This window comes from Oxobacter pfennigii, from assembly GCF_001317355.1.
GTDB lineage: Bacteria > Bacillota > Clostridia > Clostridiales > Oxobacteraceae > Oxobacter > Oxobacter pfennigii.
In genome coordinates this window covers 1-26,042 of the sequence record NZ_LKET01000045.1, presented here as the reverse complement: position 1 = coordinate 26,042, position 26,042 = coordinate 1, and the positions used below count along the sequence as shown (strand labels likewise).

The 26,042-nt window shown below is 40.9% G+C and carries 27 protein-coding genes, 3 tRNA genes, 1 rRNA gene and 1 other annotated feature; of the genes, 9 read left to right on the top strand and 22 right to left on the bottom strand.

Translation table 11 applies throughout. The features are described from left to right. Nucleotides 1-88: 88 nt before the first annotated feature. The 4 genes from OXPF_RS16965 (at nt 89) to OXPF_RS16950 (ending at nt 4,494) form a co-directional block, all read left to right on the top strand. A complete protein-coding gene (locus OXPF_RS16965; protein WP_054876423.1) occupies nt 89-1,054 on the top strand; it encodes a helix-turn-helix domain-containing protein in 966 nt (321 codons plus the stop codon). Between the two features lie 342 nt (nt 1,055-1,396). Then, the gene (locus tag OXPF_RS16960; RefSeq protein WP_054876422.1) at nt 1,397-2,029 is read left to right on the top strand and encodes a manganese efflux pump MntP; all 633 of its coding nucleotides are present in this window, start codon (nt 1,397-1,399) and stop codon (nt 2,027-2,029) included. Nucleotides 2,030-2,177: 148 nt separating this feature from the next. Then, nucleotides 2,178-2,453 (top strand): metal-sensing transcriptional repressor, encoded by a 276-nt coding sequence (locus OXPF_RS16955; protein WP_054876421.1) that lies wholly within the window; start codon nt 2,178-2,180, stop codon nt 2,451-2,453. Between the two features lie 169 nt (nt 2,454-2,622). Then, nucleotides 2,623-4,494 (top strand): heavy metal translocating P-type ATPase, encoded by a 1,872-nt coding sequence (locus tag OXPF_RS16950; protein ID WP_054876420.1) that lies wholly within the window; start codon nt 2,623-2,625, stop codon nt 4,492-4,494. A gap of 351 nt (nt 4,495-4,845) precedes the next feature. Here the strand turns inward: OXPF_RS16950 and OXPF_RS16945 are convergent, their stop codons facing one another. The 4 genes from OXPF_RS16945 to serS form a co-directional block, all read right to left on the bottom strand. Next, complete coding sequence (locus tag OXPF_RS16945) at nt 4,846-5,814, bottom strand: helix-turn-helix domain-containing protein (protein ID WP_054876419.1); 969 nt, start codon at nt 5,812-5,814, stop codon at nt 4,846-4,848. A 229-nt stretch (nt 5,815-6,043) separates the two neighbouring features. Further along, nucleotides 6,044-6,135: transfer RNA gene (locus tag OXPF_RS16940), tRNA-Ser, on the bottom strand. 29 nt (nt 6,136-6,164) lie between these two features. Then, nucleotides 6,165-6,255: transfer RNA gene (locus OXPF_RS16935), tRNA-Ser, on the bottom strand. 72 nt (nt 6,256-6,327) lie between these two features. Continuing rightward, complete coding sequence (gene serS / locus OXPF_RS16930; RefSeq protein ID WP_054876418.1) at nt 6,328-7,611, bottom strand: serine--tRNA ligase; 1,284 nt, start codon at nt 7,609-7,611, stop codon at nt 6,328-6,330. Between the two features lie 77 nt (nt 7,612-7,688). Next, nucleotides 7,689-7,921, bottom strand: a binding site (T-box leader). Between the two features lie 260 nt (nt 7,922-8,181). Here serS and OXPF_RS16925 point away from each other — a divergent pair. Continuing rightward, nucleotides 8,182-8,379, top strand: a complete 198-nt coding sequence (locus OXPF_RS16925; protein ID WP_054876417.1) for a hypothetical protein — start codon at nt 8,182-8,184, stop codon at nt 8,377-8,379. A gap of 99 nt (nt 8,380-8,478) precedes the next feature. On the opposite strand, the gene OXPF_RS16920 is transcribed toward OXPF_RS16925, so the two are convergent. The 12 genes from OXPF_RS16920 to OXPF_RS16865 all read right to left on the bottom strand — a co-directional run bounded on the left by OXPF_RS16920 (nt 8,479) and on the right by OXPF_RS16865 (nt 19,133). After that, nucleotides 8,479-9,936, bottom strand: coding sequence for a M1 family metallopeptidase (locus tag OXPF_RS16920; RefSeq protein ID WP_054876416.1), 1,458 nt, complete (start codon nt 9,934-9,936; stop codon nt 8,479-8,481). 88 nt (nt 9,937-10,024) lie between these two features. Then, nucleotides 10,025-12,769, bottom strand: coding sequence for a UPF0182 family membrane protein (locus OXPF_RS16915; RefSeq protein ID WP_054876415.1), 2,745 nt, complete (start codon nt 12,767-12,769; stop codon nt 10,025-10,027). Nucleotides 12,770-12,789: 20 nt separating this feature from the next. Continuing rightward, a complete protein-coding gene (locus tag OXPF_RS16910; protein ID WP_054876414.1) occupies nt 12,790-13,314 on the bottom strand; it encodes a transcription repressor NadR in 525 nt (174 codons plus the stop codon). Between the two features lie 31 nt (nt 13,315-13,345). Next, entirely contained in the window at nt 13,346-14,203 is an 858-nt protein-coding gene (locus OXPF_RS16905; protein ID WP_054876413.1) for a GerMN domain-containing protein, read from the bottom strand. Nucleotides 14,204-14,270: 67 nt separating this feature from the next. Beyond that, a complete protein-coding gene (locus tag OXPF_RS16900) occupies nt 14,271-14,942 on the bottom strand; it encodes a response regulator transcription factor (RefSeq protein WP_054876412.1) in 672 nt (223 codons plus the stop codon). A 12-nt stretch (nt 14,943-14,954) separates the two neighbouring features. Beyond that, a complete protein-coding gene (locus OXPF_RS16895; protein WP_054876411.1) occupies nt 14,955-16,058 on the bottom strand; it encodes a TolB-like translocation protein in 1,104 nt (367 codons plus the stop codon). 65 nt (nt 16,059-16,123) lie between these two features. Then, nucleotides 16,124-16,606, bottom strand: coding sequence for an HDIG domain-containing metalloprotein (locus tag OXPF_RS16890; RefSeq protein ID WP_054876410.1), 483 nt, complete (start codon nt 16,604-16,606; stop codon nt 16,124-16,126). Between the two features lie 11 nt (nt 16,607-16,617). After that, complete coding sequence (locus tag OXPF_RS16885; protein WP_054876409.1) at nt 16,618-17,502, bottom strand: zinc ribbon domain-containing protein; 885 nt, start codon at nt 17,500-17,502, stop codon at nt 16,618-16,620. Continuing rightward, nucleotides 17,499-17,774, bottom strand: coding sequence for a hypothetical protein (locus tag OXPF_RS16880; protein ID WP_054876408.1), 276 nt, complete (start codon nt 17,772-17,774; stop codon nt 17,499-17,501). The genes OXPF_RS16885 and OXPF_RS16880 overlap by 4 nt, the downstream gene beginning before the upstream one ends. Next, complete coding sequence (locus OXPF_RS16875; RefSeq protein ID WP_054876407.1) at nt 17,752-18,249, bottom strand: RNA polymerase sigma factor; 498 nt, start codon at nt 18,247-18,249, stop codon at nt 17,752-17,754. The genes OXPF_RS16880 and OXPF_RS16875 overlap by 23 nt, the downstream gene beginning before the upstream one ends. 175 nt (nt 18,250-18,424) lie before the next feature. Beyond that, on the bottom strand, nt 18,425-18,679 hold the full coding sequence (locus OXPF_RS16870; RefSeq protein ID WP_054876406.1) for a TfoX/Sxy family protein: 255 nt from the start codon (nt 18,677-18,679) through the stop codon (nt 18,425-18,427). A gap of 76 nt (nt 18,680-18,755) precedes the next feature. Then, complete coding sequence (locus tag OXPF_RS16865; RefSeq protein WP_054876405.1) at nt 18,756-19,133, bottom strand: hypothetical protein; 378 nt, start codon at nt 19,131-19,133, stop codon at nt 18,756-18,758. 300 nt (nt 19,134-19,433) lie between these two features. On the opposite strand from OXPF_RS16865, the gene vanR reads away from it, so the two are divergent. The 4 genes from vanR (at nt 19,434) to OXPF_RS16845 (ending at nt 23,580) form a co-directional block, all read left to right on the top strand. Further along, nucleotides 19,434-20,132, top strand: coding sequence for a VanR-ABDEGLN family response regulator transcription factor (vanR, locus tag OXPF_RS16860; RefSeq protein ID WP_054876404.1), 699 nt, complete (start codon nt 19,434-19,436; stop codon nt 20,130-20,132). After that, nucleotides 20,122-21,237: a sensor histidine kinase gene (locus OXPF_RS16855; RefSeq protein ID WP_054876403.1), complete on the top strand. Its 1,116-nt coding sequence runs from the start codon at nt 20,122-20,124 to the stop codon at nt 21,235-21,237. The genes vanR and OXPF_RS16855 overlap by 11 nt, the downstream gene beginning before the upstream one ends. A gap of 58 nt (nt 21,238-21,295) precedes the next feature. Further along, entirely contained in the window at nt 21,296-21,976 is a 681-nt protein-coding gene (locus OXPF_RS16850) for a class I SAM-dependent methyltransferase (protein ID WP_054876402.1), read from the top strand. A 152-nt stretch (nt 21,977-22,128) separates the two neighbouring features. Then, nucleotides 22,129-23,580, top strand: a complete 1,452-nt coding sequence (locus OXPF_RS16845; protein ID WP_054876401.1) for a cobyric acid synthase — start codon at nt 22,129-22,131, stop codon at nt 23,578-23,580. A 5-nt stretch (nt 23,581-23,585) separates the two neighbouring features. Here OXPF_RS16845 and OXPF_RS16840 read toward each other — a convergent pair whose 3' ends face one another. The 6 genes from OXPF_RS16840 to rrf all read right to left on the bottom strand — a co-directional run bounded on the left by OXPF_RS16840 (nt 23,586) and on the right by rrf (nt 26,033). Beyond that, nucleotides 23,586-23,882, bottom strand: a complete 297-nt coding sequence (locus tag OXPF_RS16840; protein ID WP_160317250.1) for a hypothetical protein — start codon at nt 23,880-23,882, stop codon at nt 23,586-23,588. A gap of 125 nt (nt 23,883-24,007) precedes the next feature. Further along, nucleotides 24,008-24,517, bottom strand: a complete 510-nt coding sequence (locus tag OXPF_RS16835; protein ID WP_242854445.1) for a nitroreductase family protein — start codon at nt 24,515-24,517, stop codon at nt 24,008-24,010. Next, complete coding sequence (locus tag OXPF_RS23205) at nt 24,511-24,747, bottom strand: hypothetical protein (RefSeq protein WP_242854444.1); 237 nt, start codon at nt 24,745-24,747, stop codon at nt 24,511-24,513. Before OXPF_RS23205 ends, OXPF_RS16835 begins: the two co-directional genes overlap by 7 nt. Nucleotides 24,748-24,960: 213 nt before the next feature. Then, nucleotides 24,961-25,449 (bottom strand): GNAT family N-acetyltransferase, encoded by a 489-nt coding sequence (locus OXPF_RS16830; RefSeq protein ID WP_054876399.1) that lies wholly within the window; start codon nt 25,447-25,449, stop codon nt 24,961-24,963. A 303-nt stretch (nt 25,450-25,752) separates the two neighbouring features. Continuing rightward, a tRNA-Met gene (locus OXPF_RS16825) sits at nt 25,753-25,828 on the bottom strand. An 88-nt stretch (nt 25,829-25,916) separates the two neighbouring features. After that, a 5S ribosomal RNA gene (gene rrf, locus OXPF_RS16820) occupies nt 25,917-26,033 on the bottom strand. Nucleotides 26,034-26,042: the final 9 nt, after the last annotated feature.

The window sequence follows — 26,042 nt, the reverse complement described above, 5'->3', positions numbered from 1 at the left end:
CTATGGTGCCGGGGATGGCAATCCCATGAAACACAGTTCGTCTTTTCCTGGCAAAGAAACGTCCGATCATAGCAAGGAGGCGGCGTAATTGAAAGATATTATTGAAGATATTTACAGACCTATGCTATCCGAACGGGGCTTTTCTCCCAACCCGGGCAATCAGCGATATGGAAGGGCCGGCTTGTGCTGGAAGCTTTCAGAGGATATGGGGGAAGGATATTACTGGATCTACGGCCAGAAAAATTTGTTTGATATTAAAATCCATGATTTTTATTTTCATGAGGATTCCTTTATGGAATTTGATCTTCCCGAATGTTTAAACATCACACAATTTGAATCCATATCCGGTGAAGAATTATCTCCTTACCGGAGGCTTACTGCCGGGTGCATCAAAAGCATCATCGGAGGATATACGCCCTATAAGATTCTTATCCATAAAAAAATACCCATTTGCTCCATAGGCATTGAAATTATGCCCGCTTATTATGAAGACTACTTAAAAAAACAATATCCCGGAGAATATTTAAATCCCCATGATGCCTTTGCCCATGTGGGGCAGACCACAAACTTTCCGGAGATGGCAAGGCTTTTGAGCCAGGTAAAGAATTATCGGGGCGAAGGAATTTCAGCAAGATTATTTTATGAAGCCAAAGTTGCCGAAGCAGTTTCGCTGGTTGTGGAAAGGCAGAAAAAATGCGCATTCAAACAGGAAGTTAAGCTTTCTCTTCAGGATGTAAAACAGATTGAAACAGTTACATCCTACATAAACGACCATTTTGCCTTTGATTTGCCTCTTATCCGTCTCTCAAGGATTGCCTGCATGGGTACAACGAAGCTTAAGTCCTGTTTTAAGCAATTTCACGGCTATACCATCACAGAGTATATACAGCAGCGCCGCATGAGCCAGGCGGAGCATTTGCTATCCTCGACCAATTTGACCATCGGTCAAATCGCCCAAACCGTAGGATATGTAAGCGCCAGCCGGTTCGCCGAATTGTTTCGTCTAAGCACCGGCTTGCTTCCGGGGGAATACCGGAAGATGGCATTGAGATGAACGCGGCAATTTGCTCTTTTGTTTTCATGGTCAAAAAGGCTGAGTGCAGCGGGTCTGCAATACTCAAACTTTGGGCTGCCATTGAGAGCTTGACCTTTACACAAAATCGTGATATACTTTTATAAATTGAAAAGCCCGTGAGGGAGTAGTTAGCGCAGATTTGCGCGGCAAGTCAACATACTGACCGGCAACGGTCTGGCTTGTCTTAAAAAACGAGACTCATGTATAACTTCTACAGCTATACATGGTTTTTATTTTTTGCAGAAAACCCAGGTATATGCTCGTATGAGAAATACCTGGGTTTTTTCTTTTGAAATTACGTTTTGTAAAGGAGAATGCACAATGAATCTATGGGAATTATTTTTAATCGCTGTCGGACTTTCTATGGACGCTTTTGCCGTAGCTGCCTGTTCCGGGCTGACCATGCCCAAGGTAACCGTAAAAAAGTCATTGATTGTAGGCGGATACTTTGGTTTTTTTCAGGCTGTTATGCCGCTTATAGGTTATATGCTTGCCACACAGTTTGCCGAAAAAATAATCGCTTTTGATCACTGGATTACATTTGCCTTGCTCTGTTTTATCGGCGGAAAAATGGCGGTGGGAAGTTTTAAAAAGGAAGGATGTCCGGACAGGGAATGTGTCGCCGAAACCTGTGCGGACAGAGAATGTCCCGGGGGGGAGAGCCCCAGAATAAGAGAACCTTCCTTAAAACCTTCGGAAATGCTGCCCCTTGCCCTCGCCACAAGTATTGACGCGCTGGCTGTAGGAGTATCTTTTGCTTTTCTTCAGGTAAACATTGTCCCGGCGGTTTCTTCTATAGGCATTATCACCTTTGCCTTATCCATGCTGGGTGTAAAAGTCGGAAATATATTCGGTATAAAGTTTAAATCCAAAGCCGAACTTTCCGGTGGAATTATACTGGTATTAATAGGTTTGAAAATATTGCTGGAACATATGGGGATTATCAGCTTATGAATATAAAAGCTGATACATATTGCGGTTATCAATTTTTATATCATTGCCGCCTGTTGCCCTCTTTGCCAAAATATCTTCCAGGTTGACGCTGAATATGTGTTATGATATACTAAGGCATACCCCCATGGGTATTATAAGAGGTGATAAAATGCGTAAATGTATGGATTCGGACAATCTGCATAGAAGAATAAACAAAATAATGGGACAGATCAAGGCAATAGATAAAATGATCGATGAAGACCTCCCCTGTGAAGACCTTTTGATTCAGATAAATGCGGCAAAAAGTGCCTTGCAAAAAGTCGGCCAGGTTGTTTTGGAGGGCCACTTAAGCCATTGTGTCCGGGAAGGGATCGAGCACGGCGACGCTGATAAAACTATTGCGGATTTTGCCAAAGCGGTTGAACATTTTTCAAGAATAACATGACATTCGGATATATATAACAGGCATTGAAAAGGATATGGCTTTTGCCAGTCCTTTTTTTTATGTTCACAATATTGCTGATCCATCCCCCTGGTATTTTAAGGATGATATCTATTGACTGAGTATACCTATGGGAGTATAATAAACCCATACCCCCATAGGTATAGAAAGGATGATGCACTTGATAAAGCTATTAAAAGACGGCGAAAAAAGAACACTCCTTTTCCTCGCGATATCATTTATTTCTCTTGTAATCAGTTTCTTTAACTTCAGGAATTTACCTGTTGACGCAGCATGGGCAGCAATCTTGCTGTGCGGTATACCAATTATCAAGGGGGCTATTATCGGCCTTATTACAGAATTTGATATCAAGGCCGATGTGCTGGTATCTATCGCTTTAATCGCGTCAGTCATAATTGGCGAGATCTTCGCAGCCGGTGAAGTCGCCTTTATTATGGCAGTCGGCGCCTATCTGGAAGAACGCACCGTAGCAAAAGCCCGGGAGGGCATTGAAAAGCTTGTGCACCTCACTCCGACGACGGCAAGGGTCATCAGGAATGGTGAAGAGACTATTGTACCAGCGGAACAGGTCCAGGTTGATGATATACTGCGCGTCCTTGCAGGTGAAACCATTGCCGTTGACGGCATCATCGTAAGCGGGCAAACCTCGGTTAACCAATCGGTGATGACAGGAGAATCTCTGCCGGTTGATAAGAGTGCCGGGGATGAGGTTTTCAGCGGAACGGTCAATCAGTTTGGCACATTCGATATGAAGGCCTCAAAAGTTGGCGAAAATAGCTCCCTGCAAAGGATGATCCGTCTGGTCCAGTCCGCCGATGCCGGAAAAGCTAACATCGTCGGCATTGCAGACAGATGGGCCACCTGGATCGTAGTTATCGCATTGACTTTTGCAGCCGCCACATGGTTTATTACAGGAGAGGTTATTCGTGCCGTGACCATATTGGTAGTATTCTGCCCCTGTGCCTTAGTGCTTGCGACACCTACGGCAATTATGGCAGGCATCGGCAACGCTACGAAATTCGGTATCTTAATCCGGGAGGGTGACGCACTGGAAAGGCTCTCTTTAATCAAGCGCATTGCCTTTGATAAAACAGGCACCCTTACCCACGGCAAGCCCGATGTTACAGCTGTTGAGAGCTTTGATTCCAGCCTGACTGCCGATGATCTGCTGTCCCTGGCGGCTTCCGCGGAACTGCGCTCCGAGCACCCATTGGGGAAAGCTATTGTGGCTCATTATAAGGCGCCCTTAAATAAACCCCTGCCAGAACCTGATGATTTTCAAATGGTTGCAGGGCGCGGCGTTTTTGCACTGGTAGACGGCCGTAGGATACTTGCAGGAAATGCGGAGCTTTTGCTTGACCATACTATAACCTTGCCCCAAGAGATAACAGATAAAGCAGATGCATACAGAAATGACGGCTGCACCATCATCTTTATTTCCGTGGACCGCCGTGCCTGTGGTCTTATAGCGTTATCGGACACTTTACGTCCTGATGCCATAGATATGGTCAGGAGCATTGAAAAGTTGGGAATAACAAGCGTGCTGCTGACAGGTGATAATCAATATGCCGCTTCCCACATGGCAAAAATTACGGGAATTCATGACATTCATACCGGTTGCCTGCCGGAAAATAAAATGGCTGTCATCGAACAGTATCAAAGCACCGGTGAGTTGGTATGTATGGTTGGTGACGGCGTAAACGATGCCCCGGCGCTGAAAAAGGCTCACGTCGGCATTGCCATGGGAGGCATCGGCAGCGATATCGCAGTAGACGCCGCCGACATTACTCTTGTGGGTGATGATATCAAGAGCATTCCCCATTTGTTTGCCTTATCAAAACGGGCTATGAATACCATCAAGCTCAATATGGCGCTTTCCATGGTACTTAACTTTGCCGCTATTTTTCTGGCTATGCTAGGATTTCTCGGACCTGTCCTTGGCGCACTGGTACATAATGCCGGTTCGGTAGCAGTAATTATAAACTCATCACTATTATTGAAATGGAAGGAACGGGGTAAATGAAAACAATCACTCTGTCCCAATATTAATGAGCAGACTCATTGTTCTAATAAGTTATCATAACAAAAAACAAGAAATAGCCCCATCTATATTCGCCATGAGGGCAAATATAGATGGGGCTATGCATTTGAAACAACGTAATGAGCATTGTGAGAGTTCTCTCTAAAGCTCTCGGGGGCTCTGCCGCAGAAAATATTTAGAATTTTAGATTGTTTGAACGAATCAAGTTTAAAAATTCTTGTATTTTCAAGGCAGGGAACGGAACTCCAACACAGTAAATGCAGTATTTCGAATGCAAAAGCCTTTTTATTGTGCTTAGTTATATAACGGACTGTGCTGTAATCGGAGTATCTTTTATGGTTTGGATGCATGCAATACCGAAGAAATCCCCGCAAAAATCAGCGCTGCAATGGGCCAAACCACCCAGGTGAATCCCCAGTTGCTTGTATAAAAACTCCACCCAAGATAGACTGCCACAATAATCGGCCAGTAGAAGCCCGCGAATTTTGATACCCTTTTCGAATGCTCTTGTTCTTTTGGCTCGAACTCGCCTTCACGCAGCAGCTGGTCATAACTGCCTTTTATGGTCCCCGCAGTGATAAGAAGATATACCGCAACGGAGACAATGGCCAGCAGCAGAGCTACAAAGAAAGACAAAGTCATGCTCGAAGCCTCGAATATGCCGGCGACGACAAGCGGTATGACGCATAAAATGCAAAGAACAACGCCAATGGCCATGTTCCGAACATATGTTGTCTCAAATGCCGCCCGCTTTTCCTTTACAATGCCCAATAAACCATATTCAAGCTCAAAATTACTATTTTGCAGGTATTCAAAGCGTTTCATTTTTGCACTGCTGATAATAAATATGGCAACGGCTCCTGAGACCATCAATAATAACGTTACAATGCCAATACCGGATGCGGCTCTTTCGGTTACGGCAACACCCACCTCCGATACTGTGGACAGCAAAATCAACAAAACCGGGGAAAGAATACATAACATAACGCCCAATGCAACCTGCCTTCCATGGATAGCCTTATTCCTTAAAAAATCGTTCATTTCCTGTAATGAAACGCGTATATAATTTTCTGTCTCATCTGTATCGGAATACACAGTCGTTTCAAGATCATCTTTTAACAGGTAGTCCGTCGTTACACCGAAAAGCTTCGCCAGTTCCAGTATGCGATTGATATCCGGTATTGCGGCGGCGCTTTCCCATTTAGATATAGACTGTCTTGATACGTTCATTTTTTCTGCCAGTTCTTCCTGAGACCATCCGTTGTTTTTACGCAACGATAAAATTTTGTCTGCCAAAATCATTTTGAATTCCTCCTATTCATCAAATAGCATTTTGACGATATCGCAAGGAAATCATAACAAAGCTTCCGGTTGCATACTATCAACATGACTTGAAAATTCCGCAACCATTAGTTGCACTTTCGTTAAGCGCCTGTATCCCTGCAGGATATAATGCTTTTGTATTTAAGATAACATGCCTGCCAATATAAAGAAAAACACAGCTTCCCTTAGCGGAAAGCCATGTCTTTTCTGGCGGAGAAGGCGAGATTCGAACTCGCGCTAGAGTTGCCCCTACTAACGGTTTAGCAAACCGTCCCCTTCAGCCTACTTGGGTACTTCTCCATTGGCTTAAGTTTACAAAAAATTATTAATGGCGGAGAGGGTGGGATTCGAACCCACGGTAGGGTCACCCCTACGCCGGTTTTCAAGACCGGTGCCTTAAACCAACTCGACCACCTCTCCAACGGCACATTTTATATTATAACAATCAAAATTTACTGTGTCAACACAAAACATGCCATAAAGCTACTGGTTTTATTTCACTATTTTTTCAACGCCGCCCATGTAATTCTTAAGGGCTTCGGGGATTTTTACGCTGCCGTCGGCTTCCTGGAAGTTTTCTAAGATGGCGGCTACGGTTCTTCCTACTGCCACACCGGAACCGTTTAGTGTATGAATGAACTGAGGCTTATCCTTTGGTGATGGTTTGTATTTTATATTAGCCCTTCTTGCCTGGAAATCCTCGAAATTGCTGCAGGATGATATTTCAACATATCTTCCGTAGCTGGGCATCCATACCTCAAGGTCATACTTCATGGCTGCGGTAAAGCCTAAATCACCGCTGCATATTTTAACCACCCTGTAAGGTATGCCAAGAAGCTGCAGTACTTCTTCCGCATCGCGGGTTAATTTTTCAAGCTCTTCATAGGAATCCTCCGGCTTGGCAAATTTAACAAGCTCTACCTTGTTAAACTGATGCTGTCTTATAAGGCCCCTTGTGTCCCTTCCGGCAGAACCGGCTTCCGCCCTGAAACAGGCAGTGTAGGCAACGTGTTTTATGGTCAGTTTATCGGCATCCAGAACATCGTCCCTGTACATGTTGGTTACCGGCACTTCTGCTGTAGGAATTAAAAAGTAATCTGTATTGGTAACTTTGAAGGCATCCTCTTCAAATTTAGGGAGCTGGCCGGTTCCTACCATGCTCCTTCTGTGCACCATAAAAGGCGGGAATATTTCTTCATATCCATGCTTTGTAGTATGCAAATCCAGCATGAAATTTATACATGCTCTCTCCAGACGCGCTCCTAATCCTTTGTAGAAGGTAAATCTTGAGCCTGTAACCTTTCCTGCCATTTCAAAATCAAGTATGTTAAGCCCGGTTCCTATTTCCCAATGGGCCTTTGCTTCAAAGCCAAAGTCTCTGGGTGTGCCCCATTTTCTTATTTCAACGTTGTCATCATCCGTATCTCCCTGAGGAACCGTTGGGTTTGGTATGTTTGGAATGGTAAGCATTATAGTTTCAATTTCTGTATCTATGCCTGATATCTGGTCATCAAATTCCTTGATTTTTTCGCCCAAGGCTTTTGATTCAGCCAGTAAGTCATCGGCATTCTGCTGCTGCTTCTTTAATTTTGCTACCTCCTGGGTTATGGCGTTTCTCTTGTTTTTAAGTGCTTCAACTTCAGTAAGGATTTTTCTCCTGCTTTCGTCCAGTTCCACAACTCTATCTATAAGGGATAAGTCGAAGGACTCCCCCCTTATTTTCATTAATTCCTTTACTTCACTGGGATTGCTTCTTATCCTCTTTAAATCCAGCATTTACATTACCTCCTGATAATAATATGAATAAAATATATTATAATTATCCTAAAATAAAAAAGCCCTTCATCCCCTTATCAAGGGACGAAAGGCTAATATTTCCGTGTTGCCACCCTAATTGATAAGCTATTAATAATATTTACACTATTGATAGCCATCCTCTTTATGTGCTGTAACGTGCACTGACGATATTGCTTAATTGGTCGCAATCCCTCCGGGATGGATTCACTATGCTATATAACCGGCTTTCACCGCCCGCCGGCTCTCTTTATATAAATACATAACTACTATTTCCCGTCATAGGTTTATATATTTTTAATATATTGGAATTAATTATTTCATGAAACCTGCTTGCAGCTTTCATGTCAAATGATTTCAAATGGCTTTGCCATTTTGAAATTATTATATCATAATTTCAAGAAAATTCAACAATATTTTACCTGTTTGATATCTTTCCTATATTTTGTTATTTTTATTCTCCCAGCTTCATATTATTTTACTATACTTCACTGAATAAATAAAATGAGTTTTGACAATTATTTAAGTAGGAATTATTTGGGAGGAGAAATTATGAATAATATTGATTTTGCGGGTCAGTTAGCCGACCTTAAAGATACCGACTATAAAAACACTCTTGCAATTGTTAGCATTATTGAGTTACTTATTGAAAAAAAAGTTATCACAAGGATGGATCTTACTAAAAAGGCGCAGTTTTTGGACAGCCTAACGGAAGAGCAGCTTAAAATTCTTAAAGCCCAGGACATATAAGAACCCATATCCAGATTAGCAATCAAAGATTGCTGGCGGGTTCCGAGAACCTATGTTTGTGCAAATAATAAGTCAAAAGAAGCAGACTTTCTGCTTCTTTTAGTTTTTTCCGGATAATCTGTTTTTTAAAAAGGTTGCTGCCTCATTGCCGCATATATCAGTGGCTATGGTTATAAAATCATCAGTATTGGCATTTTTAAATTTATAAGTTTCAAAATAGCTTTTCAATATTTCCAAAAACATTTCATTCCCAACTTTGTTCCTGAATTCATCCAGTATGTAAGCCCCTTGTATATATACTACGATGTTGTATTCGCTTCCTGTTTTAAATTTATCCATGGAATCCATGGGAACCCTGTTAAACCTGGCCATTCCCACCCGGGTATTTATTTTCTCTTTGAAAGCAGCTTCCCCGTAGTATTTTTCAAAATACATAGCCTCGGAATATGTAGCAAGAGCTTCGTCCAGCCAAGGATCCACATATTCGTTATTCCCCACTATTACATACCACCATTGATGTGCTATTTCGTGGGCTACTGCAGCTTCCAGATTTTTTTCCTCAAGATATTTATAATACTGTTCCCCTACCGCCGTTAAAAGAGGGTATTCCATGGCTCCGCCGTAAAGGGGAGTTTCTACAATATCAAAGCTTTTATAGGGATATTCTCCAAAGCTCTCAGAGAAGAAATCCATGGCTTTTGATGCATAATCAAGAACTTTAATCCCTCTTTCCCTGTCTTCATTTAAAAAGAAGGATCTTATTTCTATGCCATTATGCTCAAGTTCTGCCATTTGAAATTTGCTGCTACTTACCCAGGTAAAATCCCGTACATTCTTTGCCTCTATTGATATGATCTTTCTGTTATTATCAAGAGCTTTTTCTTTTTTTATATCGCCTGTGGACGCAACAAGCTCATTCTCAGGCAGGTCTATATCCACATAATAATCCGAAACCTCGCTGAAATTTGCCTCTCCCATTTTGCAGCTGGGTTCTGTGTGCCATCCTTCATTATCATATACACATAATACGGGATACCAGTTTTCAAAAGAAGCGATCCCGTTATAGGCTCCAAAATCCGTCCGGGACAGCGGCAGCTTTTCCCCGAAATCTATCCTAATTTCCATGGTGGATTGAGGCTTTATGGGCTTATTCAGCTCCACCTTTAAAATTGTTTTGTCCTGTCCTTCCACAGCCCACTTAGATGAAACACCGTTGACCCATACGTTTATTATATCAATTTTCCCCGGGTTGAAGCCAGAGGGGTAATTATCCCTTATATCACCAATCATGGGGGCTGTTTCAGCTTGTGAAAAAGCATTTGGGTACAGATGAAAATATATGTCGTTAAGCTCAATATCCTCCGTGTTTTTATAGAACAATTTCTGGGTGCCGAATATGTAACGGTCCTCCGGTTTATAATAAACACTTATTTCATATCTGTTTCTATAACCTGTAAATAATGAATTTATGACTGAGTTTTTACTGCACCCCGATGTAAATATAAATATGATTAAAATAATAATAACCGCTGCTTTTTTATGCCTTATTATAATCATCCCTTCATAATTAAACTATACTCTATTTATATACAGGCCTATATGAAAAAATCCCGGTAAAATAATATTTAGCCGGGATTCTTATTAATTATTCGCTTTGTACCGATTGGTTCATCTCATTTAATATGCTCTGAAGCTCATCTAACCTGATACCATATTCCGCCCAGTCTCCCATTTGCTGTGCTTCCTTTGCCTTATTAAAGGCCTCATTTGCCTTGAGTATCAGATCCTCCATCTGAGAATCCGGTATGGGAGGCTCATTGACCTCTGGAACCTGCGGAGCGGTATCTTCAATCTTCATGTCAAAAATATTTTGAAGCGCCTTATCCAGTGTCTCCTCCATGACAATCTTTTCCCCGTAGCCTAAAACAACCCTTTTCATTTCAGGTATGCTGTTGGTGCCGGTAGACCTTATATAAACCGGCATAACGTATATCAAGGATTCTTCAATGGGAACTATAATTACATTCCCCTGCAGCACGCTGGAGCCCTGCTGATCCCAAAGAGCCAATTCCTTTGATATGGTGGAATCCTGATTGACTCTGGCTTTAAACTGCATAGGCCCATAGGTCATCTTCTGCTTGGGAAATTTATATAATATGAGCTTTCCGTAATGCTCTCCCTCCGACCTTGCTCCCAGCCAAGCCACCATATTATCCTTGCCTGATGGCGTAAAAGGTGTCATCAATATGAATTCTTCCTTTTCTTCCTCCGGAAGCTTCATGTTAAGATATAGGGGCTCCGCTTTTGTTTGCTGCTCCTGTACATTGCTTTCTCCCGGAATAGCCCACATATCCTCCCTGTTATAAAATACTCCTGCATTTGTCATATGGTATTTTTTATAAACTTCAGCCTGTATGCTGAATATGTCCTGGGGATACCTGAAATGCTCCTTAAAGCCCTGGGGCATTTCATTCAGGCTCTTAAAAAGCCCCGGGAATACTCTGCTGTAGGTGACGGCAAGGGGATCATTTTCATCTGCAAGGTAAAAATCTGTAGTTCCGTCATAGGCATCTATTATGACTTTAACCGAATTTCTTATGTAGTTTATACCCATATAAAGCTCTGAATAGGGAAAGCCTGAGCTAATGGTGTATGCATCAAGTATCCAGTAGAGCTTTCCTTCATTTAAAACTATATAAGGGTCCTTGTCATAGACGAGAAAGGGAGCGATTTTATTTGCCCTCTCCACCACATTTCTGTGAAGAATTATTTTGCTCTTTGAATTTATATCCTGGGACAGTAAGAAATTGAAGCTGCCCCTGTCAATCATAAATAGCAGCCTGTTCAAGCCTCCAAGGGATATGCCGGCTTTGCCCTGATACACGGCTTCAGCATTTGTATCGCCTAAGGGGTAATCCATTTCCTTTGTGATTTTGTTATTTACCACGATATAATCGTTTGTAAGCTCGCCAAAATATATTTCTGGCCTTTCAACTTGTAAATCTACAGTTGAAACAGGCGGTATATCCTTTATTATCAAATTGGGCTGGCCCTGGGCCGTAACTGTGTTAACGGGAGACATGGCAACGCCGTATCCGTGGGTATATATTAAATGCTTGTTTAGCCAGGTTATGGAGCTCTGGTCAAGCTTGCTTAAATCTATTTCCCTGGGGGCTATGAACACCTGGGTATAATCACCGTTAATTTTGTACCTGTCTATATCTATATCGTTGAATCTGTAATAATTCCTTATGCCCTGAAGCTGGTTGTAAACCTCAAGAGCCGGTGCAAAATCGTTTATTCTTATATCCTTAATGGTATTTCTGTTTTCTTCTATATCCTCAGGTGATAAATCAACTTCGGCCAGGTAATCCTTTTCCTCGATGTTATCAAGGCCGTATCCTAAACGGGTATACTTTATATTGTAATTTATGAATTGCTGTTCCTTGTCCTTTTCGTTTGGGCTGACTATAAATCGGTCCACCCCCGCCTCTAAAAGGCCTTGTATGAGGTTAGCTCCTATCATTACGCCAACGACAATTAATGTAAGCTTTAAATTTTTCTTAAAGAGCCCCAAAAACAAGGCTGCTGCGGAAATTATGCTTAAAACGGCAAGAATCCTGTTGAATAAAAGCGTCACGTGAACATCGGTATAGCTGGCGCCAAAAGCAACGCCTCTGGGAGAATACACAAGGCTGTAATTTCTTAATATATAGCTTATACCTATCATAACCAGTATGAGGCTTAATATTGCAGCAAGCTGTCTTCCCGCCAGCTCGAAAACCTCTTTTCCGAATACTAACCCTCTTCTCCTGTCAAACCTTAACATATTATTGTTAAGCTCAAACAAGCCCTGCCTTATCCCTAAAAATAAGCAAAATATAACGGTAATTATCATAAGCAATATCAATATGCCAAATACAACGCCATACAGTGCTTGGTACAGCGGCAGCCTGAATATAAAAAAGCTTACATCCTTATTAAAGATAGGATCTTTTAAATTAAAATCCGCTCCGTTTATATAGCTTAGTATTTCGTACCAGTATGTGGACGATAAGGTAAAAGAGGAAATAAGTGATAATCCAAGTGAAGCTAAGAACAGCTTGAAATTGATGGACTTGACCTGTTCCTTCGTATGTATTACCTTCATATTTTTAATGTATTCACTTTTGAGATACTGAAGATAAAGATAAATAACTCCTGCCAGAATAACAAAAATAGGAATTCCAAGTTTGAACTGGGTAAATAGGCGGGTGGTAAAAACTCCCGTGTATCCTACTTCCTTAAACCACTGAAAATCAACCAACAGACTTACTATGCCTGAAAAGAAAACAATAATAAGAAATATAATAATCCCTATGAGAAATTTTAAATTGAACAGCTTTTTCAATTTAAATCACCTGCTTTAAATTAATTTTCTTCACTCAACAGATAGCCCTTTTCCCGGAGCTTTTCCTCTATCATGTTAAGTTTTTCTTCGCTGTCTGCCTCTATTGTATGAAGATGAACCCCTTTTGTAAGAACCAATAAAGGTTCACTTACGCTCTCATTCATCCTTCTTGTGAATTCTTCGGCATCCATAATGGATGAAAGCATGAGCATTCCTTTTAATTCGCCATATACGGGGTGCTCTACTATAACATCTAAAATCCTTCCCCCCATGGCAATTATCAAATTAAGCTCATCCCCTATATCCTGTCCATGATGCTTGCAGGCTATAATCCGTTTAGCGCTCTTTTTTGAAAAGTAGTCAGGTATTATATATCCTTGGGGAGTTGCTATTATGTCTTTTCCTTCCGCCCTCAATATAGCTATATCCTGCACTACAACCTGCCTTGAAACTTTAAGTATTTTAGATAGATATGAACCGGAAAGGGACCCTAAGCCGCTGTTTAAAAGCTCAAGTATTTTGTTTCTTCTTTCAATTCCCACCATAAAATCACCCCCTATAAGTATAACATAAATTTTACCTGTAATCAGTCAGCCAATCTACCATCCAGAAGCCGTCAACCTTAACTGTGTTGAAAAATACCTCGGATCCTTTATAATAGTTACCCAGGCCGTCTCTTGTAATAAATATGATTTTAACCGCCGCCTTATTTATATCATTTTGATCTATTTTATATTCTCCTACTTCAAATTCCGCCTCCATGAGACCTTCTTTTTTAGCCTCCTGCATTTCCTTTACATATTCATGATAGGATTTTCGCCCCTTGCCTTCTTCCGCATCGGACATCAATAAATAAGCGTTTAGCCAGCTTCCCTTTTTCTCAAAGGCCATTTGCTTATTTAAAACCTCTGCCGGGTTTAGCTCCTCTCTTTGTAACATTTCTCTGACCCTTTTGATTGGCCCTCCCCATTTCTTACCTTCGATATAAAACTGTACTCTCAAAACATCGGGAAGCTGGGTTAAGGAGTTCACAACGGAGCTTATTTCAATGTCTTTCGGATTAGGCACATCAATATTTTTATAATTAAATTCACGGCTTAAATTGATATGCGCCGTATTTTTATCTATTTTAGCTGTTATCAGTCTTGTATTTTGCGGTATTGTATTTTTATACTCCATGGATTCAGGACCTGAAATCAGCTCTTCAACAACAGCCCTTGCAATATCCCTGCGGCTTTTTATACCCCTGGCTTCAGGCAAAAGGCTTTCGTCCCCTTTGAAGAAAAGGATTATGTATGTGTATTCATCCGCCCCCTCTGTCGAAGTATATGCATAAGGACCGGAATCCTTATTGCTGCTTATGGCTTTTATGCTGATAAAAATACCCGATATAACTATTATAACTGCTGAAACGAGTGCTGTTATCCTCTTCATAAAAAAACCTCCCTTATAGGCTTTTAATATTCTTTACCAAAAATACCAAGTCTATAAGGGAGTTGATTTATCCGTTGAAATAATACCCTGAACCCCATTTTGTTATTATATATGAAGGGTTTGAAGGGTCGTTTTCTATTTTTTCACGAAGCCTTCTTATGTGGACATCCACTATTCTCTTATCCCCTGTATGTTCATTGCCCCAGATTTCATCTAAAAGCTCTTCTCTGCTGTAAACCTTGTTCTTGTTGCTTGCAAGAAAAACAAGTATGCTGTATTCCTTTGACGTCAGGTCAATCTCACGGTTGCCTGCAACTATATTTCTTGACGATAAATCAATGGTTATATCCCAAAGCTTTATGACTCCTGTCTGCTGATTGCTTTCTCCTCTTGATTTGACAAGGGCTGCATTAACCTTTGATTTAAAATCAACGATATTAATGGGCTTTAATACATAATCATATATTCCCTGGTTTTTATCAACCATATCAGCATTTGATGTCAGTACAATAAAAGGTGTATTGTATTTTTCTCTCACTCTCTGATAGAAGTCATTGCTGCTTATATTTCCAATGGATTCATCCATTATAATCAAATCATATTTATTATTCTCAGCCAAGGTTTTGGCCTCATCCATATTTTCTACGGCATCAGCATTATAGCCATCCTGCTCCAGGCTGAACTTTAATCCCTTCAGTATTAAAAGTTCTTCTAATGCTATAAGTATTTTTTCCCCCAAATTTATAACCTCCTATTTAAATAGCGTTCCTGCAAATATACCTTTGTTTTCTGTTCTATCCTCTACATAATCAGGGGAGGTCATGGCAATTTTACGTCCGCTTTCCGAAGCAGTAAATATAGGATAAACAGTACCTGTTATTTCGGTTTCCTGTAAATTATTTTCTACATAATAAAGACTTCCGGAGTAAGTATATTTTGATTTGCAGTCATCCTCTTCTGCAAAAATTATATTGGTATTATCAGATAACCATACTATATTATTTATCGGTTCTGTCCTCAATTGCTTTATATTTTTATTGATAATATTATAAATCCATAAGCCCTGCTGGCTGTTTAAATCGGCTAAAATGGCCATTTTATTCTTATTAGGGGACAATATAAAACTCTGTCCGTCAGCAATAAACTCAGCATTTTTCCCTGACTTTTCGACAGTGTATATTTTATATTCATTATTTTCGTCCAAATCCGAGTACATTAACTTGTCATCTTCGTAAAATGCTACATTCCTGCAGGACCTCAATTTCAAATTCACCCTGCTGAACTTCCCCGTATGGGTGTTATATAATTCAATAAAGGGTTTTACAATATCGACGGACATTACTAAATACAGTGATTCATTGTCCCAATCATAGGAGGTAACGCCCATATCCTTGATGTTTTTTGGGGTGACTTCTTTTATAAGCTTAGTGGTTGCGCTATATGTAAACAAACTGGTTGTCCCCGGGGATAAATCCCCCATGAAGCACAACTGCTTGCCGTCCGGTGACCACTTGGCATTTCTGATATCGTTTATCTTTAATTTTGTATTTATAATTCCTTTATAGTCTTTGAGATTGCTTATCCATATTTCTTCATAAGAATTATCATCCGACTTCTTTGTATAATACAGTTCTTCTTCATCGGGTGAAAAGATAAGGGCAGTCCCTGCATCATCTATTTTTGTTACATCCCCCACCCTGTAATTTCTGACAGTTTCCAATGGGGTTTTTACTTCCTCCTTGTTCCCTGCAATCCTGGTTATCAAATCCGGCTGCATAGGGTCGGCAGGAAAGGCTATGCTTAAAAATAATATTGATATGATTATTCCAAATAATAAAGTTAACGGCTGTTTCATAAAATCCCTTCCCTGCAATAATTGCTATTATTTATATACTGGCTATAATTTATCATACCATTATGCTAATTCATACTATCGGCCTTTTTCAATATATCCATGGTATATTCATCGGCATAATTCTCTGCATGATGATATCTGACAAGCAATATGGCTTTTTCATCTGTCCTTATTTTTTCCAAAAGCTCAGCTCCAGCCTCCGGATGATTATAATATATGTCAAACATTTTTATCCTATGTGATAGTTTAACTGACAGCCTATGCGCAAATTTATCCATAAGCACTAATATAGACTTCTTCATGATTCCCGTTTTTCCTTCTATTTTTCCGATATCATGTAAAAGTGCTGATTTTATAAGTATATCCTCATCTTCTCCGCTGTAAATTTTCATAACGGTATAAGCAGTATCAACTGCATGCCGCTTTTCATGGGGAGGCAATTTGTTAAATAAATCAATCTCTTTATCATTTAAATACTTATATATAACTTCACAATCAGTTCTGCAGGCAGTTAATCCCTTAAAAAACTGCCTTATTCTGTATATCATAAAAATTCCTCTTATTCACTGATAATTTCAAATAATGCAGGGTTATAATCAACTTCCGTGATTTCGCAATCTATCTTTTTATCCTTCAAAAACACTTTCAGACCTGCGAATTTATCCGAGTAATTGGAAATACATGTCAGATGATTTTCTTCCCCTTCCAAATCAGCGCCTTCATAAAAACGGGCTTCTATATTGGCTCCGAAAAGTCCGGATTTATAGTCAGCCCCCACACTTGTGTTTTTACCGGCTGAAGGGCGGTAAATTAAATAATGTGTCGCCTTTTTCTCATTATACTCCGACTGATAGCGCAATGCATATGTTTTGGATGGATCCTCATTACAGGCCTTAATCCATTCCGTTACTTCAGGACGACCCTTATAATCCTCTATACTCAGATACGCTATGTTCATAGCCGATGTGCTTCTAAAGATGGCTAAGTTAAATATAACTAACAGCATCAAAAGAATAAGGGGAATAACGACTACAGCCAAAAGGATCTTTCCAAGAGCATTATCCTTTGTCCTGATGGGATATGCAGCACCGTCATTTTCCGGCAAAGGAGAAGCGCATCTGGGGCAAACTTTCCAGTCGGGTTCTGCAGGAAAATTGCAGTTTGGGCAGGACGCTTTAAGCCTTGTACCGCATTTTGGGCAAACCCCATACTGATCGTTAACCTGAGTTAAACAGTTTGGGCATTTTAAATCCGAATAGCTGCCTCGCACAAGAAGATATATGATAAAGCCTATAAATCCGGGGGTTAATACCACTATCAAAGTCCATAGGCCCCCATTCATGCCTCGCTGAACCGCGTCCCGGTACACATAGAAGCCTATCATCGCCGGAATGCCGGCAATAATAATCATATAGATGAGTATAGCTATAATTGAGATACTCATATCAGATCCCTCCTTTTATGATCAAAAACTATTGCAATTGCTCCGCTGCCACTTATGGCAACACAAACATAAGCAATACAGATTAATGAAAGCATGGCATTAAAAGGTCGTAAAACAATTGCTGTGAAAATCAGGCACATATGGGCTAAAATACCGGCCAGTGCCAAAACAGCTGTCTGGCGCTCTATTGTACGCCGTTCCAATTCAGCCCGAAGCATTTTTTCGCTTACAACCGGCGGATGAGTACAATCAAAATGGTATATCTGCTTCATTTTTTAATGCCTCCTTTAATAACTTTCTTGATTTGCTTAACCGTGATTTTACCGTTCCAACGGGAATATTAAGCACGAGAGCAGTTGATTTAAGGTCCATATCCCGGAAATAAAACAGGATAATGGTCATCCTGAGTTTCTCAGGCAATTGGTCAATTGCCTCATGCAATGAACTGTAATCCTCTGGCAGTACAGACAAAACACCTTCCATGACAGCTCTCTTTTCCTCATTGCTGGAAAACCTGCTTAAAATTGGGCTTTTGCCTATTCTTCTCAGTATGTTCCGATAGATATTTATACAGATCTTTGTGAGCCAGGGCTCAAATTCTCTTGTAGTGTCATATTGTGAAAAATTCTTAACAACCTTCAGCCATGTATCCTGATACAAGTCATCCGCATCGGCAGAATTGGCGCAAAGAGTCAGGCACAATCCATATAACCGCTTGCCGTGTTGGTTTATGTATTTATCAATCAATCATTGTGCCCCCTCTCATATACATATACAATTAAAAAAACCTAAAAGTTCATTTTTTTATTTTTTTATATAATCAAAGCCTTTATGCCCTTATGTCCATGAACTTTCATGAATGCCGGAAAAAGCAGAAAGCCCGAAAACGCCAATAACAGGCTCTTTCGGGCAGAAGAACAAATTATTTGTTTTGCCGGTAAAATTCCTTTAAAGACTTCTTCGTGTCCTCATCAAGATAATGCCACCTCACGCCCTGAATAGCGCCTTCCAGAGCAGAAAGCCGCATAATACAGGCTGACGGGTCATGAGCAAGGATGCGAAGCCACGCCTCACGGCTTCCAACCCGTTTCAGTTCATCAATTGTCGTAATTCCCACATCAGAAAGCTGGGCTTCCAGCTTTGCAGCTATATTTGGCAATGTGGATAATTCACCCATTTAATTCTTCCTTTCTCTAATCAGCTTTTATGATATTAAAGATATAGTAGATTATATCACTCTTATGTGAATAATTCTACAATCCTCTCAGTTTACTGCCATCCTTTGATGGGTCAGGGACGATAATCAAATCCACGTTCCCATTGATAAGACTCTCATAGGACGGTACTGTTTTGGAAGCCTTCTGCGGAAGGCCTGGCCACCCGTTGCCGTCACCGTCCGCCGGCAAAAACATTCTTCTATATATCCCTTGCACGAGAGGAAGGGTGGAAGTCGACCCGTCGATGCGCGGATGATTTTCTTCCGTGATACCGATAGCAGCGGCGTCCTCTGACGGTGTCAGCTCTGCTGCCTGGGTGACGATTTTCTGCTCTTCCGGTATCTCAGTTAAAACTGGCGTTCCGGAATTCTCGGATTTCATATCTTTAATATATGTTCGAGCACATTTTACCATAAAAATATAAATAAACTAAGAGTAGCCATTGGTTTCCTCTTAAATCCACCGGCAAATAGAGCTTCAAAATTCCTGCCTCAATGTATACATATCAGTTATAATTATCATTAATCATTAGGACAATATATAATGACTATTTATATGTCTCATTATGCGGGATGAATGTTAGATTGAAAGATAGTTGAAAAACAGTTGACTTTAAGTAAATCTTAAGGATTTAATAAGATAAAAGTTATAAATATCCATTAACCCTTTGATATGATGTTATGGGATTTTGTAACCAAAGGAGTTGAACGAACTATGCCGGCTAATATTTTAGTTGTTGATGATGAACAATCCATTGCAGACCTGATTGAAGTATATCTTAAAAGCGAAAGTTACAATGTGCTTAAGTTCTATAACGGACGTGATGCTTTGCAGTGTATTGATGAGGAAAATATAGATTTAGCCATATTGGATGTCATGCTTCCCGATATAAATGGCTTTTCAATCTGCCAACAGATCAGAGAAAAGCATAACTTCCCCGTTATCATGCTGACTGCAAAGGATGAGGAAATTGATAAGATTACCGGCCTTACGTTAGGTGCGGATGATTATATTACAAAACCTTTCCGGCCTCTTGAAATGGTTGCAAGGGTTAAAGCCCAGTTACGAAGATTCAAAAAATATAATTCGGCTGAAGCCAGGCAGGAAGAGAACACTATAGTATTTTCAAGCCTGGTGCTAAACAAAGAAAAACATGAATGTATATTGAACGAAAAGTCCCTTTCCCTTACCCCGACAGAGTTTTCTATTTTATGGGTACTGGCGTCTAACCGGGGGCGTGTGGTCAGTTCGGAAGAATTATTTCAGGAAGTATGGGGCGATAGGTATTTTTCCAACAGCAATAATACCGTAATGGTTCATATCCGGCATTTAAGGGAAAAAATGCAGGACAGTACGGAGCATCCCAAATACATTAAAACAGTATGGGGGGTGGGTTATAAAATTGAAGATTAAAGCCTTTAGATCCGAATTCACTAATAAAATCGTCCTGCGATGCGCAAGTACGGCAATTGTTGCTACCGTGGTATATGTTGTTATTCTTGCTTTTGGGTACCTTATTGCCCATAATATAACCTGGCAGCCATCGCCCATTTACTATTTTTTAAAGACTGTCGCAGCCTATTCCACTCTATTATTTCCTTTAGCCTGGCTTGCAATGCTCCTGTTTATAATCTATATATACTGGAACAGGACGGTCGGATATATTGAGGATATTGCGGCGGCCAGTACGGCTTTAGTACAGCCTGATGACGATGATATCCGGCTGCCTGAAGAATTGCGCGAAATTGAGCATAAAATGAATCAGATCAAGAAGACCTCCCGAAAGAATGAGCGGGAGGCAAAAGAAGCGGAGCAGCGCAAAAATGACCTTGTCGTCAATCTGGCTCACGATATCCGTACCCCCCTCGCCTCGGTTGTAGGTTACCTGAGCCTGCTGGACGAAGCACCGGATATGCCTGCTGAGCAGCGTATCAAGTATACCGGTATCACCCTCCAAAAAGCCTACCGGCTGGAGCAGCTGATCAATGAATTTTTCGAAATAACCCGGTTTAACTTGAGTTCCATTGTACTTAATAAAGGCAGAATCAACCTTTCCTTTATGCTGCAGCAAATGGCTGATGAGTTTTACCCGCTGTTGTCTCCTGAGGAAAAAAAGGCCGTTGTAACTGCACCGGATGACCTCACTCTGTGGGGAGACGCCGACAAGCTTGCCCGGGTATTCAATAACATCCTGAAAAACGCCATTGCCTACAGCTATCCCGGCAGCATAATTGAAATATCCGCTTTCCGGAAAGATAAAAATGTAGTTATTCAATTCTCCAACAGTGGTGACCCAATCCCCCCGCAAATGCTGAATATGATCTTTGAGAGGTTTTTCCGTCTGGATGCCTCACGTTCTTCACAAACAGGAGGCGCAGGTCTGGGCCTGGCAATCGCCAAAGAGATTGTTAGCGCTCATGGGGGTATGATAGCAGCCCAAAGCGGCGAGAACAAAACCATATTTACGGTTGTCCTTCCAATGGAGGACAGGGATGCTGATAAAAGTCTTGAGTCTTAGGGAAAAAATAAGCTCCGCGTATACTGGTAGATAAAAAGAAATCCTTGGAGGCATTTGTATGACAGAGAATTATGATATTGTCAAATCTGATTTTAATGAAATTGCCGAGCTGGGCAGTGAACCAAAATGGAATCACAATAATTGTTACTTTTCTCATTTACTGCAGCATATACCTACAGGCACGGAAACTTGTTTGGATATCGGATGTGGAAAAGGAGATTTGTCTGCCCTATTATCCAAAAGAGTGGGGAAGGTTATTGCCGTTGACCTCGCCGACAAGATGATCGAATTTGCCCGTTCAAATAATGCCGCTGAAAATATCGAATACATATGCGGTAACGTATTGGATATGGAGTATGCTCCACTGTCCTTTGATATTATAATCTCAACAGCCACCGCTCATCATCTTCCATATGACTGGCTGCTGGAGTTTGCAAAGGATAAACTGCGCCCTGGAGGAAAGCTTATTTTACTCGATCTGGCCAAAGCCAGCTCAATAATGGATTATATGGTTTGGGGTTTTGCAGCATTTCCTAACGTAATCATGAACTTAATCAAGAACGGCAAGCTCCGCAAGGATGACCCGCACACAACGGAGGTATGGAGAAGGCATGGAAAGCACGACCGCTATATGACCCTTCACCAGATCCGTCTAGTTGCCGCACAGCATATCCCGGGTGCCGTTGTGCGCAGAAAATTATTTTGGCGTTATTCACTTATTTGGCAGAAGAATAGCTAGATACCATGGAACCAGGCTCTTCCGGACACTTTAATTTGAAATTTCATTTTATCATCAGTTATGTTATTCTATACCTATTAAATAACTTAAAGTGGTGTCGCATTCTGTCCATGCTTTAAGCAATTATATAATTAATTACGGAGGGTATAAATATGCGCGCTATTATGCTTCAAGGTACCGGCTCAGATGTGGGCAAATCGGTTCTGGCTGCGGGACTATGCAGGGTTTTCGCAAACCGGGGCTTAAGGGTCCGCCCCTTCAAGCCTCAAAACATGTCAAACAACGCAGCTCCGACGATTGACGGCGGTGAAATCGGCAGGGCTCAGGCATTACAGGCCATAGGATGCCGCGTGCCTCCCACCATTGACATGAATCCGGTTCTGTTAAAACCTAACTCAGATATCGATGCACAGATTATTGTTCATGGGCAGGTATTCGGAAGGCTTCAGGCCAAGGATTTCCATACCGGCCGTATACCTTTTTTCGATCAGGTTATGGAGTCATTTGAGCGATTGAAGGCTCAAAGCGACCTTGTAGTGGTCGAAGGCGCGGGAAGCCCGGCGGAAATAAATTTCAGGCGCGGAGACATTGCAAATATGGGATTTGCCCAACCTGCCAACGTTCCGGTAATCCTGATAGGTGATATTGACCGCGGCGGTGTTATTGCATCCGTTGTCGGCACTAAAATGGTACTGGACCCGGAAGATGCGGCTCTTATTAAGGGCTTTATAATAAATCGTTTCCGAGGAGACCTGGGGCTTTTCGATGAAGGCTATAAGACCATTGAGCGGATGACCGGCTGGAAAGGCCTGGGCGTTGTGCCCTGGATTGCCGCAGCACGCAGCCTGCCGGAAGAAGATGCGGTAGCTGCCGATATTAAAAGAAAAGCCATCGTTGTTATTGCCGTCCCCGTACTTCCCCGCATATCCAACCATGATGATTTTGACGCCCTTGAGGCGGAAGAATCAGTCCAAATTGTCCGTGTATATCCCGGCCAAGCATTACCGGGAAATGCTAACATGGTTATTTTACCCGGAAGCAAAGCTACAATAAGCGATCTTACATTTTTCCGTGAACAGGGCTGGGACCTGGACTTGCAGGCTCACATCAGACGCGGCGGTTATGTCTTAGGACTATGCGGCGGTTATCAAATGATGGGTACGGCAATTGCTGATCCCCTGGGTTTGGAAGGCGAACCCAGTGAGGTTGAAGGCCTTGGCCTCTTACCGGTACATACTATATTGACTAATGATAAACGGGTGACGGAAGTCACCGGATATAGCCTCCCCGACCGCACACCATTTAGAGGCTATGAAATTCATTGCGGACGGACGGAGCTTACTTTTGAAGCCACACCCCTTTTACAAATTTCCGGAAGCGGTGCTGACGGTGCCATTAGTTCAAATGGGCGTATTGCCGGCTGCTATGTGCACCGTATCTTTGATGATGCTAAGCAGCGTGCTCATTGGTTAGCTAAGCTTGGTGCGGCATCAGACGGCATTGACCAATCCGCAAGAGTTGATGAAGCTTTAAATGCCTTTGCGAATATTCTTGCTGAGAGCGTTGATATTGACGGCATACTTGAAATCGCCTCATCAATTTAATATAATCAGGCAAAATAAAGGCCATCTTCTAGATAAACCACTTTATCAAAAGATGGTCTTTTGCTCAATCGTCTAATTCTATAGCATCCTGAATTTCCGGCTTTTTTTATTTCCTCTGTAAAAAACAGGAGATAAGCATTATAAACAGCTTCTTCTTCTTTCGAGTGGCTTTTTGCAGTTGCTTGCTTACAGGACTCAATACTTTGTTGGAGGTAACAATCCAGAATACCAGAATCATAAACAGCGCATACGCCGCTATTTATATAAGCTGTTCCAACACGATTTGCATAGAGTGCTGCCATACCATATGCATAAGGCAATCCATTTTTTGCAATACATCAGGTGCTGATTGATTGCACACTAGCATGGCAACACTTTTCAGGACAATTTGTGTTTGACTGTTCTGTCAGCAGGGTCAATTATGTCTTTACAATAAATTGTATATGGCAACAGGGATTAAATCAGATGACTGGTTTTCTTTACACAAAATCCGTTGAAAAGGAATCTTGTTATGTGACAAGGCTAATTCCAAAAAATATAGGAATATTCCCATATCAATTGAATTATAAAATGATGCTTTGCTTTTCGGCATTATAGACTTAATCTTTGTTGCTCGATATACTTTCAATTTATTCTTTTCACAAACAATCCGCCATGGTTGAGTGTTACAAGCGCTCGGAGCATATTTTACAACATCTGCTATTACTTCCAACCCTGGCGAACCAGTCCAAATTTCCTGTGTTTCTTTTCGTGAACATTTTGTATAATCTTTTCTAAATTCGCTTGGCCGCCCTTTACCAAAAGCTATCATAATCACAAATTTCAAGTTCTCATATTCAGGTTCTTGTGTTTTTCCCATCCCGTACCAACATACGCCGATGTCCTTTGAAGCCAGATACAAATCTAATTGTTCAAATATAAAGCCAATATTTAACAAAAAATATTTTTTTCTTCACTGTAAATAAGCATGCAATACTCTCCCCGATTGGAGGTTGTTTTTTCTCTAGGTACAATCCGATATTTAGCAACTATATCATCCAAAAGGGGCTCTAAATTCTTAACCTTCTGATTTATCTCTTGCAATTCTTCGTTAGAAAGAGATAAGGTATCGTTAAATCTTCTAAATGATTTTCTTTTAACAATCATGTTATATTGTTCATCTATCATGATTGTTTTTTCTCCTTTTTAATCAGCAACATCCATGTCTGAAATTAACATACAATGCTTTAAAATAAAAAACAACTCCCTTTTTAATTTATGTTCAGGCATTTTTTACTTAAACAGGAATGTTCTTTTATAATTAAGACTTTACTAAAAGCCTAAATAAAAACCCTCGGTATAAAAATCCGAGGGTTTTTTATTAGCATTCTTATTTGGAATTCATTTATACTCCACATATTGATAGGCAATTCTGGGTGTTCCATCCTGAACATATATAATTCCGCATTTTTCAAAGCCGTATTTTTCTATCAAATGCTGCATAGTATGATTATCATTATGGGTATCTATCCTAAGGTTTGATATTCTTTCTTTGCAGAAATCCAGACACTGGCTGAAAATACCCTTCACTGCACCGTCACCGGCAATTCGGTGTATGGTTCCATATAAGTCATTATTTTTCCATGAACCTTTCTCTATATAAGAATATGTCTCATCAGGACCTATCATAAAAGCAAAAACTCCGTGTATTTTATCTCCTTCCTCATATACAAATAACTGTTTATTCATGATATCATCCTCCAGCATTTCACGCTCAGGATAAGTTTCTCCCCATTGCATCACGTTGCCGTTATCTGCCATATACTTTCTGGCAATTGCGTATATATCCATGATTTTATCTAAATCTTCGTATTTTGCAAGCCGCATCATATTTATCCCCCAATGCATATTGTGGCTTTGCCAATGCCGTTTAACCCGCATTTTTCATATGGCAGTCCTTTTCAAAATTTAGGTAAATAGATTCACCTCTATCTTGTATTCTCCAGTTACACTCTATGCAACGAAAATATATAATCGTTGTTATAGCCCATAAAACTAAAGATAATAATTTATTAAAGCCTTTATCTCTCATCTAAAAAAGTAGAGGCCTTCAAATAACCATAGTTTTTTAAACAACTACATAAAATAAAAACCATCTATCGAAAAATAACTCTATCAATAGATGGCTTAATTTGGTTGCGGGGGAGGGATTTGAACCCACGACCTTCGGGTTATGAGCCCGACGAGCTGCCAACTGCTCCACCCCGCGATGCTTAATTAGTTATATGCAATAACTGATATATTATACCTGTGAAATAAATCAGGACACCCTACATTCGGGTGCCCCCCTTATTTAATACCGGCGACGACTTACTCTTCCACCACGCTTCCATGGCAGTACCATCAGCGTACCCAGGCTTAACCTACGTGTTCGGTATGGGAACGGGTGTGACCCTGGGGCTATTGCCACCGATTATGATAAC

Coding starts and splice junctions, on each gene's coding strand:
- OXPF_RS16870 (WP_054876406.1), bottom strand. CDS start 18,679: ATGGGTGAATTATCCACATTGCCAAATATAGCTGCAAAGCTGGAAGCC.
- OXPF_RS16865 (WP_054876405.1), bottom strand. CDS start 19,133: ATGGTAAAATGTGCTCGAACATATATTAAAGATATGAAATCCGAGAAT.
- serS (WP_054876418.1), bottom strand. CDS start 7,611: ATGCTGGATTTAAAGAGGATAAGAAGCAATCCCAGTGAAGTAAAGGAA.
- vanR (WP_054876404.1), top strand. CDS start 19,434: ATGCCGGCTAATATTTTAGTTGTTGATGATGAACAATCCATTGCAGAC.
- OXPF_RS16925 (WP_054876417.1), top strand. CDS start 8,182: ATGAATAATATTGATTTTGCGGGTCAGTTAGCCGACCTTAAAGATACC.
- OXPF_RS16830 (WP_054876399.1), bottom strand. CDS start 25,449: ATGATGCGGCTTGCAAAATACGAAGATTTAGATAAAATCATGGATATA.
- OXPF_RS16890 (WP_054876410.1), bottom strand. CDS start 16,606: ATGATATACAGAATAAGGCAGTTTTTTAAGGGATTAACTGCCTGCAGA.
- OXPF_RS16955 (WP_054876421.1), top strand. CDS start 2,178: ATGCGTAAATGTATGGATTCGGACAATCTGCATAGAAGAATAAACAAA.
- OXPF_RS23205 (WP_242854444.1), bottom strand. CDS start 24,747: ATGATAGATGAACAATATAACATGATTGTTAAAAGAAAATCATTTAGA.
- OXPF_RS16910 (WP_054876414.1), bottom strand. CDS start 13,314: ATGGTGGGAATTGAAAGAAGAAACAAAATACTTGAGCTTTTAAACAGC.
- OXPF_RS16885 (WP_054876409.1), bottom strand. CDS start 17,502: ATGAGTATCTCAATTATAGCTATACTCATCTATATGATTATTATTGCC.
- OXPF_RS16840 (WP_160317250.1), bottom strand. CDS start 23,882: ATGGCAGCACTCTATGCAAATCGTGTTGGAACAGCTTATATAAATAGC.
- OXPF_RS16905 (WP_054876413.1), bottom strand. CDS start 14,203: ATGAAGAGGATAACAGCACTCGTTTCAGCAGTTATAATAGTTATATCG.
- OXPF_RS16950 (WP_054876420.1), top strand. CDS start 2,623: ATGATGCACTTGATAAAGCTATTAAAAGACGGCGAAAAAAGAACACTC.
- OXPF_RS16945 (WP_054876419.1), bottom strand. CDS start 5,814: ATGATTTTGGCAGACAAAATTTTATCGTTGCGTAAAAACAACGGATGG.
- OXPF_RS16845 (WP_054876401.1), top strand. CDS start 22,129: ATGCGCGCTATTATGCTTCAAGGTACCGGCTCAGATGTGGGCAAATCG.
- OXPF_RS16920 (WP_054876416.1), bottom strand. CDS start 9,936: ATGATTATAATAAGGCATAAAAAAGCAGCGGTTATTATTATTTTAATC.
- OXPF_RS16850 (WP_054876402.1), top strand. CDS start 21,296: ATGACAGAGAATTATGATATTGTCAAATCTGATTTTAATGAAATTGCC.
- OXPF_RS16960 (WP_054876422.1), top strand. CDS start 1,397: ATGAATCTATGGGAATTATTTTTAATCGCTGTCGGACTTTCTATGGAC.
- OXPF_RS16895 (WP_054876411.1), bottom strand. CDS start 16,058: ATGAAACAGCCGTTAACTTTATTATTTGGAATAATCATATCAATATTA.
- OXPF_RS16880 (WP_054876408.1), bottom strand. CDS start 17,774: ATGAAGCAGATATACCATTTTGATTGTACTCATCCGCCGGTTGTAAGC.